We start from the raw sequence: 14204 nt of genomic DNA, 5'->3' as shown, positions 1-14204 counted from the left end.
GTGGTGGAGATGGGGGGAGTTGAACCCCCGTCCGAAAAACCTACGTCCTCGGTACTACATGCTTAGTCAGTTTTTTAGTTAACTCAGTGATCTCCAACTGACAGGATACCCTAGAGCGAGTCCGATACTATTTCGCGGTTCACCCTCGAACAAGGTTCCCTCGCTATCCAAATGTAAATGACCTTCCGAATCCCTGCCCATAGGAGAAACGTGGGTGGAAGGCTAGCTAGCCTAAGCTGCTAGAGCGTAGTTATCGTCGTTTGCAACTATAACTTTTGCGGCTTTTTTACGAGGCCAGCCGCACCTCGGCATGCACCTTGGGTTTCAAGAATCTCGTCGAGTCCTAAATCATCCCCGGTGGTTATCGCTATTAACTAACGGCAACGTGGTTAATATAACAGATGTTATATTGTGATGAAAGTGTTATCTGCATCACTTTAATTGTTTTTTGTAATAAGTTTTATGCTTTTAAGCATTTTTAAACATTAACGGGTGTCGTGTTTCATCATACGTTCTTTCTGTACCTGCCATTCACGATCTTTTACATCGGCTCGTTTATCGTGGGCTTGCTTACCTTTTGCCAGGGCAAAGGACATTTTGACCCATGCTTTTTTCCAATATAAAGAGATAGGGATAATAGAGTACCCTTGACGTTCGACTTTACCCACTAAGGTTTCGATTTCACGTTTGTTAAGGAGTAATTTACGATAACGCAGCGGATCGCAAATGACATGCGTAGATGCCGCGTTAAGAGGCGGAATTGTTGCGCCCAACAGCCATGCTTCTCCGTTTTTCAGGAAAATATAACTGTCGGCAATATTCGCTTTGCCTGCGCGTAACGATTTTACTTCCCAACCTTGTAATTCAAGACCTGCTTCAAAACGATCTTCAAGATGGTACTCAAAACTAGCACGTTTGTTGCGTGCAATCGTATTTTCGTTGTTTTTAGTTTTTTTATTTTTTTTAGCCATAGACTCGCATTATAAAGTGACATTTTTAAATTGCTATTTGTATTGTACAAAAGTTGCTGAAATTTAGCATAAAATAACGATTTATTTTTTTCCTGACGGTACTGATCGTGTAATATAGCACTTTTACAGTATGGAGAGCCGATGGCACAAGTATCCCGTAGTGCGCTACTGATGTATAGCGCTGAAGAAATGTATCAATTGGTTAACGATGTAACTGCTTATCCTGAGTTTTTACCGGGCTGTGTTGATGCCAATATATTAGCTGCGAATAAAAATACTATGCGCGCTTCTGTTAAGGTAGCAAAAGCAGGTATCAGTCACTCTTTTACCACTGAAAATATCCTGGTAAATGGACAGAGTATTTTGATGAATTTAGTGGACGGCCCTTTTAAACATTTAACAGGCGGGTGGACCTTTACCAAACTTGATGAGCAGGCCTGTAAAGTTAACCTGGATCTCGACTTTGAATTTAATAGTTCTCTGGTTGAGCTTGCTTTTGGCCGTATTTTTAATGAGCTGGTAGGATCTATGGTGAAATCTTTTTCCAGCCGTGCGAAAGTAGTTTACGGAATACGATAGGAAAGTTTATGAGTGAGTTGATTGATATTGAAGTGGTTTATGGCCGATCCGATAAACAAGTTTTACTTTCCCTATCTGTGCCGGTCGGCAGTACTCTGGAAGAGTGTATAAACTTATCCGGGATCAACACTTATTTTCCCGAAATTATTCCAAGCGAAGCTGTGGTGGGTATTTTCAGTCGCCCGGAAAAGTTATCGACGCGGGTCAAAGCGGGAGATCGAATCGAGATATATCGGCCTTTAATTGCCGATCCGAAAGAGATGCGCAAATTACGTGCGGCCAAAATGGCTAAAAAATAAAGTATCATGGAATAAAAAAAGCCAATAAATGCAATAACATTTATTGGCTTTTTTTGCTAGGTTATTTATTGCAATTACTCAGTGACAGGGCCTGGATTGCTTGTTTGCCGATCGCTGCTGCTGCTTGGATCTTCCGCTGCGGCATTTGGCGCATTTTTGCTGCGTGGGCTTTTAATAAGCGGGTTTTCGGTGATTTTTCCTGATCTTGAAATATCAGTTAGCTGCTGATTAGCAAAGGTCAGTACGACAGTATCCTGCTGGCTGGCTTTGCCGCCTGGTTTAATATAACGGATGTAGTACCACTTTGAGGAGTCGAACTGGTCAATCAGCATCGGCGAGCCGAGAATAAAAATAATTTGTTCCTGAGACATCCCCAGTGTTATCTGGTCTAATTTATCATCTTCGATGTAATTACCCTGGGTCACATCAATTTGATAAACAAAAGTATCGTACAGAAATGAGCATCCCGATAATGAAAAAATTAAAAAGCATGAGGCAACGATATTTTTAATAGGCATGGTTTAAACAACATCTTAGTGGAGGTGAGTGGATATTAATAACAATGATAATACCCAAGGGCTGCTGACTTGTAAAAATATTAACGAAAAAATTTAGTGTTTCTGCTTTGTTTGTACCATGTTACCTATTTAATAGGCAGATAATGCGCTTAAATTTAAACGAACTGCATCGACTTCTTTAAATTCTGTGTAAATGTCCGTAGAATTCCCGTCTCTCCGCTAACCGTTTAACTTGCTTTGTGAATTTATTGAATGCCTCTATTTGCCTTAGGAATTAATCATCAAACTGCTTCTGTCGCATTGCGCGAACAAGTCGCGTTTTCTCCTGATGCTTTATTAGATGCTTACCAACAAATATTAGCGCAGCGCACGGTGGTCGAAGCGGTTATTGTTTCAACTTGTAACCGCACTGAAATATATTGCAATTTAACGCAACATAACTGTGATGCAGTTATTAAATGGCTTTGTGGTTTTCACCAAATCGATGAAAAGAAATTAAAAGCCAGTTTGTATTGTTATCAGGATGAGCAGGCCGTACAGCATCTGTTTCGTGTTTCCTGTGGATTGGATTCATTAGTATTAGGTGAGCCGCAAATTTTAGGGCAGATAAAACAGGCCTTTGCCACTGCCAGTCAGGCTAAAGCGGTAAATAAAGTGGTTCACAAATGGTTTCAGCATGCTTTTACTGTGGCCAAACGTGTCCGCACTGAGACCCAAATAGGAGCAAATGCTATTTCCGTTGCCTTTGCTGCTGTGCGTTTGGCAAAACAGATTTTCAGCGATTTATCTAAAAGCCGGGTGTTATTGATTGGAGCGGGTGAAACCATCGAATTGGTTGGTAAATATCTGATTGAACACCAGGTGCCTAATATTACTATTGCTAATCGTACCTTGTCGCGCGCAATGGGGTTGGTGGAGCAGTTTGATGCTCAGGCGATCACTCTAGAGCAGATTCCAAGTCATCTCGGGCAAGCTGATATTGTGATATCTTCAACAGCCAGTCCGCTGCCTATTATTGGTAAAGGGATGGTGGAAAAAGCGTTAAAAACGCGCCGTCATCAACCTATGTTATTTATCGATATCGCCGTACCGCGTGATATTGAAGGGGAAGTTGATGAGTTAAACGATGCTTATCTGTACAGTGTTGATGATCTGCACGGTATTATCGAAGAGAATAAACAAGCTCGTCAGGTGGCTGCAATAGAAGCAGAAAAAATTATTGAAGATTGTGTCGGCGACTTTATTGCCTGGATTGAATCTTTAAAAGCAGTTGAGTCTATCCGCGCATACCGTGAAAACAGCGAGCAGTTACGCGATGAATTATTACTACGTGCTTGCGCTTCGTTACAAAACGGAGCACCAGCCGAAAATGTGTTAAAAGAACTAGCCTTTAAATTAACCAATAAACTAATCCATCATCCCAGCCAGGCACTGACCGATGTCAGTCGCAGAGGTAATGACGATGAACTGGTTTTATTACGTAATGCCTTAGGCCTGAATAAAGAAGATTAAGTTGCACCTGTACCGGGTGAGCAGAAGAATAAAGAGAGAAATATGAAAGCATCAATTGTTGCAAAGTTGGAAGGTCTGATTGAACGTTACGAAGAGGTTCAAGCGTTATTGGGTGATCCCGGTACGATTGGAGATCAAAATAAATACCGCGAGTTGACCAAAGAATACTCTCAACTGGAAGTGGTTGTGATCTGCTTTAAAGCTTATCAAAATGCCCAGAGCGATCTGGAAGCGGCTGAAATGATGAGCGAAGACGATGATCCAGATATGCGTGAAATGGCAAAGGAGGAGATTAAGGAAGCCAAGCTGGTCGTGGAAAAATTAGCAGACGATTTACAGATTTTACTACTGCCGAAAGATCCTAATGATGACCGTAACTGTTATCTGGAAATAAGAGCCGGTGCTGGTGGTGATGAAGCGGCTATTTTTGCGGGCAACCTGTTCCGTATGTACAGTAAATATGCGGAAAAGAAAGGCTGGCGTATTGAAGTGATGAACAGCAATGTCAGCGAACAGGGCGGTTATAAAGAACTGATTGCCAAAATTGATGGTGATGGTGCTTACGGTATTATGAAGTTTGAATCCGGCGGTCATCGAGTGCAGCGTGTACCGGAAACTGAATCTCAGGGGCGAATTCATACTTCCGCTTGTACCGTCGTGGTGATGCCTGAAATTCCTGAAGCTGAGGCTATTTCGATCAATCCTGCAGATCTTAAAGTTGATACTTTCCGGGCATCGGGCGCAGGTGGACAGCACGTTAATAAAACAGATTCCGCTATTCGTATTACCCATTTACCAACCGGTACCGTTGTAGAATGTCAGGATCAGCGTTCACAGCATAAAAACCGTGCGCAGGCGATGTCTGTTTTACAAGCGCGTTTACAACAGGCTGAAGATGAAAAAAACAGTGCGGAAGAGCAGACGATTCGTCGTAGCCTGGTCGCAAGTGGCGATCGCAGCGAACGAATCCGCACCTATAACTACCCGCAGGGACGGGTCAGTGATCACCGTATCAACTTGACTATTTACCGCTTAAATGAGGTATTAGAAGGCGATTTAGATGCTCTGCTTGAGCCTATTCTACAGGAAGATCAGGCAGATAAACTCGCCGCATTATCACAGGGGGCGTTCTAATTGCGTATCGATGACGCGCTTACCTGGGCAACCTTCACTTTAGTGACCAGTGACAGCGCATCATTAGATGCGCAGGTCCTGCTGGCTTTTGTGCTGCAGAAAGAAACCATTTATCTGCTCACCTGGCCTGAGCGAGATATCAGCAAAGAGCAGCAAAGCGCTTTTGAAGAACTGATTATCCAGCGGCTTAATGGTGTGCCAGTGGCGCATTTAACCGGTACCCGGGAGTTCTGGTCATTGCCTTTAAAGGTGAATAATTCGACACTGATACCGCGTCCGGATACCGAAATTTTAGTTGAAACAGCACTTAACTACTGCGCCCAAAATGCGCGTATTTTAGATCTGGGCACGGGCAGCGGGGCGATTATTTTAGCACTGGCCAGTGAGTTGCCCGATGCTTACTGTCTCGGGGTTGATTTCAGTGCAGAAGCGGTGCAGCTGGCGAGTGAAAACCGGCAGAATTTGAAATTGAATAACGTCTATTTTAAACGAAGTGACTGGTTTTCTGCCGTGGACGGTTTGTATGATGTGATTGTTTCTAATCCGCCTTATATTGAAAAAGACGATGTGCATCTCAAACGGGGGGATCTGCGTTTTGAACCAATATCCGCGTTAGTGGCCGATGAAAACGGTTTGGCTGATATCAGAAAGATAGCTGAGCAGGCTCCGGATTATCTAAAAAAGGGCGGTTATTTATTGTTTGAACACGGTTTTGAACAGGCAGCTGCGGTCAGAGAATTATTGGCAGAGTTAGGTTACGTTGAGGTTAATACAGTCAAAGATTACGGCGGTAATGATCGTGTTACTATGGCTTTGTATAAATAATAATAAGCGCATTGCGCGGAGAGAAAGATGTACAGTATTTTAAAACATGCTCATTTAACCCTGATTTTAATCGCGGTTGTACTTTTTATAGTGTCTTTTTACTGGATGGAAAGTGGACATAAAAATGCGCAAAAACCTATTTTTAAAAAGATATTACTGCACACACATTTAACGATTATATTGCTCGGTGTCGCGTTGATGGGACTTTTACAGATCAACCCGTTTGCAGAGCAGCATTTCTGGTTACTTGAGAAAATAGTGGCAGTGGTTGGTTATTTAATATTAGTAAAAGTTGCACTGCATGAAAAAACCCGCAAGGGTATGCAGTTTTTAGCCTTTGCCGGTGCGCTTGGTTGGGTCGTTTATATCGGACAACTGGCGTTCAGTAAACAAGCCATTTTATTGCTGGGGTAAAAAATGACAACAGAGACTATAACCGAAAAAAACGCATTTATTATCAATGCGCAATTTGATTTTGAAGCGCATTCGCTGACCGACGCTGCGGTTGCTGTTGAAGCGGAATTAACCGGGATGAAGGCCGCTGATTTTTATCACGCATTGCGACTGCAGCATATCGTTTTGAATTCCCAGCTAGCTGATTTTGCGCAGGCTGATAAAGCCAAACTGCTTGCATTACTGGATTGTATCTACCGGAAACAGGCTTATCAGGGGGACTGGAAAGCCTTTTTCAAAATCGAAAATGCGCTGATATCAACGGTGTTATTGCGCCGTAAAGGCGTGCCCATCAGCTTGGGGCTGTTATTGCTCGACTTCTTGAAAGAGAGCGGCTTTACCGCACAGGGGATCTGTTTTCCGAGTGGTTTTATTGTGCGTGTTAACTTGCCCAATGAAACCCTGTTTATTGATCCCTTTACCGGAGAGCTTGCTTCAAAGCACCTGCTGGAGCTTAAACTGCGCGGACAATTAGGCAACCATGCCCGTTTGACCTCGCAAATGCTGGAGGCTGATGATAACAAAACCATCATCACGCGTTTAATTAACGTGATCAAGGCTGCGTATATTCAAAAAGACTCCTTAGAGCAGGCATTATGCTGCTCGGATATGCTGCTGCGCATTGATCCAAATGATGCATTTGAAGTGCGTGATCGCGGTTTTTTATTTCAGCAGCTGGACTGCTTGAATTTAGCGCGTGCTGATTTTGAATTTTTTATTGAACAGTTTCCGGAGGATCCGATTGTCGGTTTGCTGAAACGGCAAATCAGGCAGATAAATTTGGATACTAATACCCAGGTAATACACTAATTATTGATTAAAGTGAGTAAATAATGAACCAGAAGATAATAAAAGTAGGCAATATCGAAGTGGGTAATGAACGCCCGTTTGTTCTGTTTGGCGGTATGAATGTACTGGAATCTCGTGATCTGGCGATGCAGGTTGTCGAAACTTATGTTGAAGCGACGTCGGCCCTAAATATTCCTTATATCTTTAAAGCGTCATTCGATAAAGCGAACCGGTCATCAATAAACAGTTACCGCGGACCGGGTCTTGAAGAGGGGCTGCGTATTTTTGAAGAGATCAAAAATACTTTTAATGTGCCGATTATTACCGACGTGCACGAACCCTATCAGGCGGCACCCGTTGCGGAAGTTGTTGACGTTATTCAATTACCCGCATTTTTGAGCCGACAAACGGATCTGGTGAAAGCGATGGCAAAGACCAATGCGGTAATCAATGTGAAAAAAGCACAGTTTTTAGCGCCGCATGAAATGAAGCATATCATTACCAAGTTTAATGAAGCGGGTAATGACAAAATTATTCTCTGCGAGCGCGGTAGCTGCTTTGGTTATAATAATCTGGTTGTTGATATGCTTGGCTTCAGCACCATGAAAGAAACAGGTTACCCGGTTATTTTTGACGTTACCCATTCTCTGCAGAAACCGGGTGCCCGCAGTGACAGCGCCGATGGTCGCCGCAGTCAGGTGGTACAACTAGGTTTAGCGGGCATGTCACAGAGCATTGCCGGCCTGTTCCTTGAATCGCATCCGGATCCGTCTAATGCAAAATGTGATGGTCCTTGTGCCTTACCTCTTGATAAATTAAAACCTTTCCTGAGCCAGATGAAACAGATGGATGAGCTGGCCAAAAGTTTTGAAATTATTGATACTGAATAATGCCTACCCTGCAGATTAAGCTCTCTAATACAAGCCGCCTGTTTTTTATTTTTGCCTGTTTATTAGGGGCAACGGGCGTTGCATTAGGAGCTTATGCCAGTCACGGGCTCTCCGTCTGGGCGAGTATCGAGCAAATTGAATATTTTCAATTAGCTGTGACTTATCAGCTCGTTCATGCACTGACTTTATTTGCGGTTTGTATCTTATCTCTGTTTATCAGCAGCTATTTTTTACTGGCCAGTAAAATTGCCTTTGCATCTGGCATTTTATTGTTCAGTGGCAGTTTGTATCTTTATGTTTTGACCGGTACAAAAATACTAGGGATGCTGACGCCTATTGGTGGTTTGCTGTTAATTATCGCATGGACTTTAGTTGCTGTTAGTTTGCTGACCTACAGGAATAATTGATTATTTAGTTTTACAGAATGGAAACCGGCCTTTTTTCGAAGCCGCTCCAGAGGAATGTATGTTAGGAATTTTATTATATTGCCGTCCCGGCTTTGAGAATGACTGCGCTAATGAAGTGCAGGATAAAGCAACGGCTTTAGAGGTCTTTGGTTTTGTGAAAACAAAACGTAACAGCGGTTATGTTTTTTATCAATGTTATGATCCGCAACAAGTGGAATATCTATTAAAACAACTTGATTACAAACAATTGATCTTCTCACGTCAGTTGATTGGTGTTAAGGCATTTGTGGATAATCTGCCGCTTGATGATCGCATTAGCCCCATTTTAGAAGTTACCCGCAATATGCCTTTAGGTGGTGATCTCTATGTTGAAACGCCGGAAGGCGATGAGACCAAGCCACTGTTAACTTTCTGCCGTAAATTTACCGTACCGCTGCGTCAGGCATTAAAAAAACAGAACAGCCTGACTGCCAAAGAGAACCGCAATAAACTTTGTTACCATCTATGTTTTTTGGATAATAAATCGGCTTATATTGGTTTTTCCGCGCCTAATAACCGCAGTGAGTTTTATATGGGGATCCCCCGTTTACGCTCACCGAGTGAAGCGCCTAGCCGTTCGACCTTAAAACTTGATGAAGCGATTCAGGTTTTTCTGAGCGCGGAAGAGCAGGAGCAGAGGCTGCATTCAGGTATGCGCGCCGTTGACTTGGGCGCTTGTCCGGGCGGTTGGACTTACCAGCTGGTTAGACGTGGATTATTTGTAACGGCTATTGATAACGGCGCAATGGCGCAAAGCCTGATGGATACCGGACAGGTTACCCATTATATGGTTGACGGTTTTAAATATGAGCCGGAGCGTAAAAATATAGACTGGCTGGTATGCGATATGATTGAGAAGCCTAAACGTGTCGCTAAACTGATGGCACAATGGTTGATTGACGGCTGGTGTAAAGAAGCTATTTTTAACCTGAAATTACCGATGAAAAAACGTTATCAGGAAGCGGCTGAAGATATCAAAATCTTAACGGATATGTTTGAAAATGAAGGTCTTCAATATGAACTACAGGCGAAGCACCTGTATCATGATCGCGAAGAGATAACCCTGCATGTGCGTTTAATTAATAATGTCTGGGGAAAGCAGCTCGGTAAAGGATAATACTAATTCTGCTGTCTGCTGATCGCAGTCAGCAGACTTGGTTTAAAGTAGCGAAGTTCGTCGCTCTTAACTCGAGCCTCATAATTTGTAGCGCTAAATTTATGCAGATTTTTGCTTAAGAGTCAGGCCGCCAGCCTGTCTCTTAACCACAAGTCTAGCTTTATTGAGTTCTCACTATGACCAACTGCGCACCCGGCCGGTATCAATGTGGACAAAATTACTCTTCGGGTAGTAACCTACACCTCCGGCTTTAAGCGATAATGCCGCTTTTCTAACTTCACTTAGCGGCACACCTTCTACGCGAAAATCAATCGCCTGTCCAAGCATATGCATGCTCTTTTTTGCCACGCCAGTGGATTTAGCCCTGAGCATTTTATTGGTTTCCGGTGAACGATAACCGGAGATAATGTGAATTTGTTTATTACTGCCAATGATTTTTTGAATGGCGGCCAGTTGGTCGAATAAACGTTTATCCATATCTTTTATTTCGTTGCGGCGAAAATCCCGGCATAAATGGTTGATTTTTTTCATTTCACCACGTTGATAATGTTTACCGTCAAAATAACAAGTCTGCAGCTCTTCTCCCGTATGGAGGTTATTGAGGTGCAGTTTTCTGGGTAAATCCTTAAAAATAGATGCAAACGAAACAGACGGAATACATGTTGCGCCTAGGGTTACGATGCCGGTTAAAATGGCTTTTCGTCGGTTTAAATCAGGTTTTGGCATAAGTCTCAACAGTAAAAAGAAAGCAATAGATTTCAAAAATAATAAAGCTACTGACTTTTTGTACTGCAGTCAACTTGAAAACAAGAGAGCAACAGTGAAAAACACCATTGTTAATGGTTAGTTATTGAACTGTAAATGGTTTTTGTTGATTAATATAAACATCATTTACTATGAAATTTTTCTCTTTCTCGGTTTGTCATAATCATAGATATCATTTCTGAATTGGGTTAAACCTGATTGGTCTACCCAAACGGTTTGATAGACGGTATAAACACGGATATTTTTCTTAAGGGGCAGCACACTGTTGGTATCGCTGTTACGGTAATTTTTATAATCCTGAAATGTATAACCGGATCTGTCCATTAACAATAGTGTAAATTGTTTTGCTTTTTGTACACGTATGCACCCAGAACTGAAGGCGCGATTTTCTCTTTCGAATAGATATTTTGCCGGTGTATCGTGTAAATAGATTGCATTTTTATTGGGGGTGTTAAATTTGTAAAAACCCAAGGCATTATCACGCCCGGATTTTTGCCGTAATCTATAGGGGAAATTGTTAACTGTGACCGAACTCCAGTCTATTGCATTCACCTCTATCACTTTGTTACTGTGCCAGCCCTGTAGAATTTCATAACGGTGCCGTTTAAGGTAGTCACTGTTTACTAATGCTTTTGGCAGAATATCTTCACGCATTATTGATGTAGGCACATTCCATGTCGGGTTAAATACAATTGAATCAAGTTTGGCTGTAAAGATAGGCGTTTTACGTTTTACCTGACCCACTATGATGTTACTTTCAAATACCATTTTCTCCGTTTCCCAATAGGACATCTGATAACCCGGGATGTTGACTACTATTTTGTTGTCTTGATCAGCTGACCATAAGGCCTCTCTAAGAATGTTCAGGGCCATTAATCTGATCCGCTCCTGGCGGCTGATATTGAGCCAATAGCGGGTTTTATTGCCTATTATGCCATCGGGTTTTAAGCCGTGACGCATTTGAAATGATTTAACAATTTTACCGAGCTGTGCGCTGTACTCCTGATGGTTTTCCGACTCAATCAGCTCTTTCAGTTTTGTTGATAATTCACCCGCCACTTGTAAACGGCTTAGCAGAATGCCTTTCTCTTGAAGTGTATCGCCTATTTTGACAGATTCAGTCACTCTCTGCCTTTCGATATTTTTATCAGCCGCCTCGTTGAGGACCAATAGGTTAGAATAGAGCGGCATTTTCTGATCAGAGATTGGTGATAACCTTTGTAGATATAACAACCTGGCATGATCAGAATAGGCATTAAAAAATGCGCCAACAGATTTATCTGATGGTGGTCTTAACTTATTTGCGATGTTGTCGCCAAGTAGCCAGGACTTGCCTTTATCAATCAGTTGCTCGTTGTATGATAAATAAAACAACAGTAAATCCGATGCGAGCAATTCGTAATTTTTCCAGTCTTTTCGTTCAGAGGCTTTTGTTAATGCTTGATACCTGTCATTTAAATCATCGCTGATGTCGGCAAAAAAAAGAATAGATATTTGTTTTTCAAATTCATCTCTAAGCGGGGCTTTTGACCAGAAACTTTTGTCCGGATAGTGCCGGTAAATAGATATGATCAGGTCAGAATAATTGAGATCTGAAATATTCACTTTCTTAGCATTTGCCAATGCAGTATTTAAAGGAAAAAACGCAATCTGGCATAGCAGAAAAAGTGATAGAATATTTTTCAATAAACGCATTGCAATCATATTATGCCTTTCAATGTAAATTGAACATTCATTTTAACTAATGCCTTATGCTAAAGATAGCATAAGGCACTTTAATTATATTTCTGTTGTTTTTCAATGTGTTAAAATTGCGCTGGTGCTATATAGCTGTTTTTTGATAATCAGGGCGATGATTGAAGCGTACTTTATTGGCGCTGGGTGAATGGCTGCGCACGTTTAAAGGCTATTTTTGATTTGTGAATTCACGATTCATTTTATATTCAAATGAGGTGACATAAGCTTCTAATTTTTCAATGTCGTGCTGCATTTGATCTAACTCTACGCTGATGTTTTCTAATATTTTCTGGGCAGAATCACCGCTTTGCCACGCCTTCTTTTTGACATTATGCTTTTTATAAATACTTTGCTGCCACTGCTGTTTTTCCGGCATTTCATCTAACATCAAATAAGCTATGATATAGGCTATCACCACAAAAAATCCGGCGGTGAATAAAAATGCTGATACTACCAGTAACCTGATAAGCCAGACTTCAGTGTCAAAATACTCCGCTATTCCGGCACACACGCCACCTAATTTGCCGTTTTTAGGATCACGGTAGAGCTGTTTTTTGTTCATTTTTCTCTCCAGTGCGGTGCTTCGCTGTCAAGAATAGATTCTAATGAAGCGATGCGCTTCTGCATCTCTTCAGTACGTTTTACAAGTGCCTGTAACCGTTCCTGATCAGCGGCAGATAATCCTTTGCCGGTTTGTTTTTTACTGCGGTAATGCAGGAATAACCAGAGTGGTGCAACAAAGACAAAAAAGACGCTTAGTGGGACTGCAATATAACTCATGAAAATTCCTTACTTCGTTTACACAAATAGCCGTTGACTAATAAGCTGTCAGGTATTCATTAAATAGATAAACAGGCATTGCTAAAGTGTTAGTGTAGCAAATGCTTTTGTGACTAATTTATTTTTTATTGTTTTATAGTAAATCATCATAACTATTTGATTGCTGGTAGCTATTCTTAATAAGATATTGACATTAATCGTTTTAAAAGAAAGCGATCTCTATCATAAAGCACAATTAAATGCATCAATAAGTATGGATATTGGCACCATTTGGGTCTTTAATAAACAGATTGATTTTTTATGTTCTAATTCAGAGTTATTTTATCACGCACAATTAGTAGGAGTTCTTTACAATGTCGTCTGAGACAATCGCCGTAAGTTATCAAGACTTGGCCTCTAAGGGACTGATAGGTGATCTTAAACAAGCCGCTTTTTGTGATGTAAAAACGGTATGCCGAATACCCTGTGATCGTTGTCCAAATGTACTGCGCTTTATTGATTCAGCACGAATATCACTGCTAGGTATTGAAGTAAAACGGATCGTAATAAAACAGAGTGAAACTGGCGAACTGGATCTGCACATCACTGCTGATAATATTATACCCTGGCTTAAAAAAAACAATATTACCCCCCGGAAAATTCCAGGCGGCTAAGCACTGAGCGACGATTCATCATTTAAGCCGCTGCGCAGTCGCCGAATTGACATCCTCTCCCGCTAAATTTGTTCGCCAAGTGCTCCACCTCTGCTTGAGGAGCAGCCTAATAGACTGGCTTAGGTTTTTCTTTTGCAACTTTTTCAAAATTAACCGGCTTTAGGGGAGTAATTTGCCGGGGGGCATTGCATTACTTTTTTCTGATTCGAATTCAGGGCTTTTTTTATGCCAGTTAGCGCGGGAACAAGACGGTTTTGTGTTACAATGTACGCTGTTTAATAAACTGAGGTAAGTATGGCCAGAACAGCAGCAGCTTTGCACATTCTCGTGAAACATAAAGAGCAAGCAGAAGAGATCCTTTTACAGTTAAACAAAGGAGCTAAATTTCAGACCCTGGCAAAAAAATACTCAAGTTGCCCATCGGGTAAAAAGGGCGGCGATTTAGGGGAGTTTAAAAAAGGTCAGATGGTACCGGCATTTGATAAAGTTGCTTTTAACGGTGAAATATTAACCCCACATTTAGTAAAAACCAAGTTTGGCTGGCACGTGGTGAAGGTGTTGTATAGGACTTAAAAACTCCTGATAGATCTGTAACCATTTATCCATTTAGATGAAAAACACCGTCATTCATGGCGGTGATGAAAATCATTGTTGCGAAGCATTAACGTTACTTAGGTCTATTTTGTTGCTCGATATAAGTCGTCAGGGCATCTAGCGCAGCACCGCCACATGATCC

At 41.7% G+C, this 14204-nt stretch carries 18 protein-coding genes and 1 other RNA gene; 12 read left to right on the top strand and 7 right to left on the bottom strand.

Annotated elements, in window-relative coordinates:
* Position 1: 1 nt before the first annotated feature.
* Positions 2-356, bottom strand: a transfer-messenger RNA (tmRNA) gene (ssrA, locus tag ABZA00_RS12395).
* Between the two features lie 129 nt (positions 357-485).
* Positions 486-971 (bottom strand): SsrA-binding protein SmpB, encoded by a 486-nt coding sequence (gene smpB / locus ABZA00_RS12390; RefSeq protein ID WP_372882479.1) that lies wholly within the window; start codon positions 969-971, stop codon positions 486-488.
* Between the two features lie 141 nt (positions 972-1112).
* On the opposite strand from smpB, the gene ABZA00_RS12385 reads away from it, so the two are divergent.
* Both ABZA00_RS12385 and ABZA00_RS12380 read left to right on the top strand, forming a co-directional pair.
* Positions 1113-1550 (top strand): SRPBCC family protein, encoded by a 438-nt coding sequence (locus ABZA00_RS12385; RefSeq protein ID WP_372882478.1) that lies wholly within the window; start codon positions 1113-1115, stop codon positions 1548-1550.
* Between the two features lie 8 nt (positions 1551-1558).
* Positions 1559-1849, top strand: a complete 291-nt coding sequence (locus tag ABZA00_RS12380) for an RnfH family protein (protein WP_372882477.1) — start codon at positions 1559-1561, stop codon at positions 1847-1849.
* A 74-nt stretch (positions 1850-1923) separates the two neighbouring features.
* On the opposite strand, the gene ABZA00_RS12375 is transcribed toward ABZA00_RS12380, so the two are convergent.
* Positions 1924-2367 (bottom strand): outer membrane protein assembly factor BamE, encoded by a 444-nt coding sequence (locus tag ABZA00_RS12375; RefSeq protein ID WP_372882476.1) that lies wholly within the window; start codon positions 2365-2367, stop codon positions 1924-1926.
* Positions 2368-2619: 252 nt separating this feature from the next.
* Between ABZA00_RS12375 and hemA the strand changes: the two genes are divergently transcribed.
* The 8 genes from hemA to rlmM are packed head-to-tail and all read left to right on the top strand — an operon-like array spanning position 2620 to position 9533.
* Positions 2620-3879 carry a glutamyl-tRNA reductase gene (gene hemA, locus ABZA00_RS12370; RefSeq protein ID WP_372882475.1) on the top strand — a complete coding sequence of 420 codons (1260 nt, stop codon included), beginning with the start codon at positions 2620-2622 and terminating at the stop codon, positions 3877-3879.
* A gap of 42 nt (positions 3880-3921) precedes the next feature.
* Positions 3922-5013, top strand: coding sequence for a peptide chain release factor 1 (prfA, locus tag ABZA00_RS12365; protein ID WP_372882474.1), 1092 nt, complete (start codon positions 3922-3924; stop codon positions 5011-5013).
* Positions 5014-5838, top strand: coding sequence for a peptide chain release factor N(5)-glutamine methyltransferase (gene prmC / locus ABZA00_RS12360; RefSeq protein WP_372882473.1), 825 nt, complete (start codon positions 5014-5016; stop codon positions 5836-5838). It begins immediately after the preceding gene.
* Positions 5839-5865: 27 nt separating this feature from the next.
* The gene (locus tag ABZA00_RS12355; RefSeq protein WP_372882472.1) at positions 5866-6252 is read left to right on the top strand and encodes a SirB2 family protein; all 387 of its coding nucleotides are present in this window, start codon (positions 5866-5868) and stop codon (positions 6250-6252) included.
* Between the two features lie 3 nt (positions 6253-6255).
* Entirely contained in the window at positions 6256-7101 is an 846-nt protein-coding gene (locus ABZA00_RS12350; RefSeq protein ID WP_372882471.1) for a SirB1 family protein, read from the top strand.
* Between the two features lie 23 nt (positions 7102-7124).
* Positions 7125-7970: a 3-deoxy-8-phosphooctulonate synthase gene (kdsA, locus tag ABZA00_RS12345; RefSeq protein ID WP_372882470.1), complete on the top strand. Its 846-nt coding sequence runs from the start codon at positions 7125-7127 to the stop codon at positions 7968-7970.
* On the top strand, positions 7970-8377 hold the full coding sequence (locus ABZA00_RS12340; RefSeq protein ID WP_372882469.1) for a DUF423 domain-containing protein: 408 nt from the start codon (positions 7970-7972) through the stop codon (positions 8375-8377). Before kdsA ends, ABZA00_RS12340 begins: the two co-directional genes overlap by 1 nt.
* A gap of 58 nt (positions 8378-8435) precedes the next feature.
* Entirely contained in the window at positions 8436-9533 is a 1098-nt protein-coding gene (gene rlmM / locus ABZA00_RS12335) for a 23S rRNA (cytidine(2498)-2'-O)-methyltransferase RlmM (protein ID WP_372882468.1), read from the top strand.
* A gap of 174 nt (positions 9534-9707) precedes the next feature.
* On the opposite strand, the gene ABZA00_RS12330 is transcribed toward rlmM, so the two are convergent.
* From ABZA00_RS12330 to pspB, 4 genes are all read right to left on the bottom strand, one after another.
* A complete protein-coding gene (locus ABZA00_RS12330) occupies positions 9708-10259 on the bottom strand; it encodes a DUF882 domain-containing protein (RefSeq protein WP_372882467.1) in 552 nt (183 codons plus the stop codon).
* 168 nt (positions 10260-10427) lie between these two features.
* On the bottom strand, positions 10428-12002 hold the full coding sequence (locus tag ABZA00_RS12325) for a murein L,D-transpeptidase (RefSeq protein WP_372882466.1): 1575 nt from the start codon (positions 12000-12002) through the stop codon (positions 10428-10430).
* Between the two features lie 202 nt (positions 12003-12204).
* Positions 12205-12597 (bottom strand): envelope stress response membrane protein PspC, encoded by a 393-nt coding sequence (gene pspC / locus ABZA00_RS12320; RefSeq protein ID WP_372882465.1) that lies wholly within the window; start codon positions 12595-12597, stop codon positions 12205-12207.
* The gene (gene pspB / locus ABZA00_RS12315; RefSeq protein WP_372882464.1) at positions 12594-12815 is read right to left on the bottom strand and encodes an envelope stress response membrane protein PspB; all 222 of its coding nucleotides are present in this window, start codon (positions 12813-12815) and stop codon (positions 12594-12596) included. The genes pspC and pspB overlap by 4 nt, the downstream gene beginning before the upstream one ends.
* 353 nt (positions 12816-13168) lie before the next feature.
* Between pspB and ABZA00_RS12310 the strand changes: the two genes are divergently transcribed.
* Positions 13169-13468: a hypothetical protein gene (locus ABZA00_RS12310; RefSeq protein ID WP_372882463.1), complete on the top strand. Its 300-nt coding sequence runs from the start codon at positions 13169-13171 to the stop codon at positions 13466-13468.
* Positions 13469-13762: 294 nt separating this feature from the next.
* The gene (locus ABZA00_RS12305) at positions 13763-14041 is read left to right on the top strand and encodes a peptidylprolyl isomerase (RefSeq protein ID WP_372882462.1); all 279 of its coding nucleotides are present in this window, start codon (positions 13763-13765) and stop codon (positions 14039-14041) included.
* The last annotated feature ends 163 nt before the right edge of the window (positions 14042-14204 follow it).

This window comes from Psychromonas sp. (assembly GCF_041586535.1).
Taxonomy (GTDB): domain Bacteria; phylum Pseudomonadota; class Gammaproteobacteria; order Enterobacterales; family Psychromonadaceae; genus Psychromonas.
This window is presented reverse-complemented; position numbering and strand designations above follow the sequence as displayed.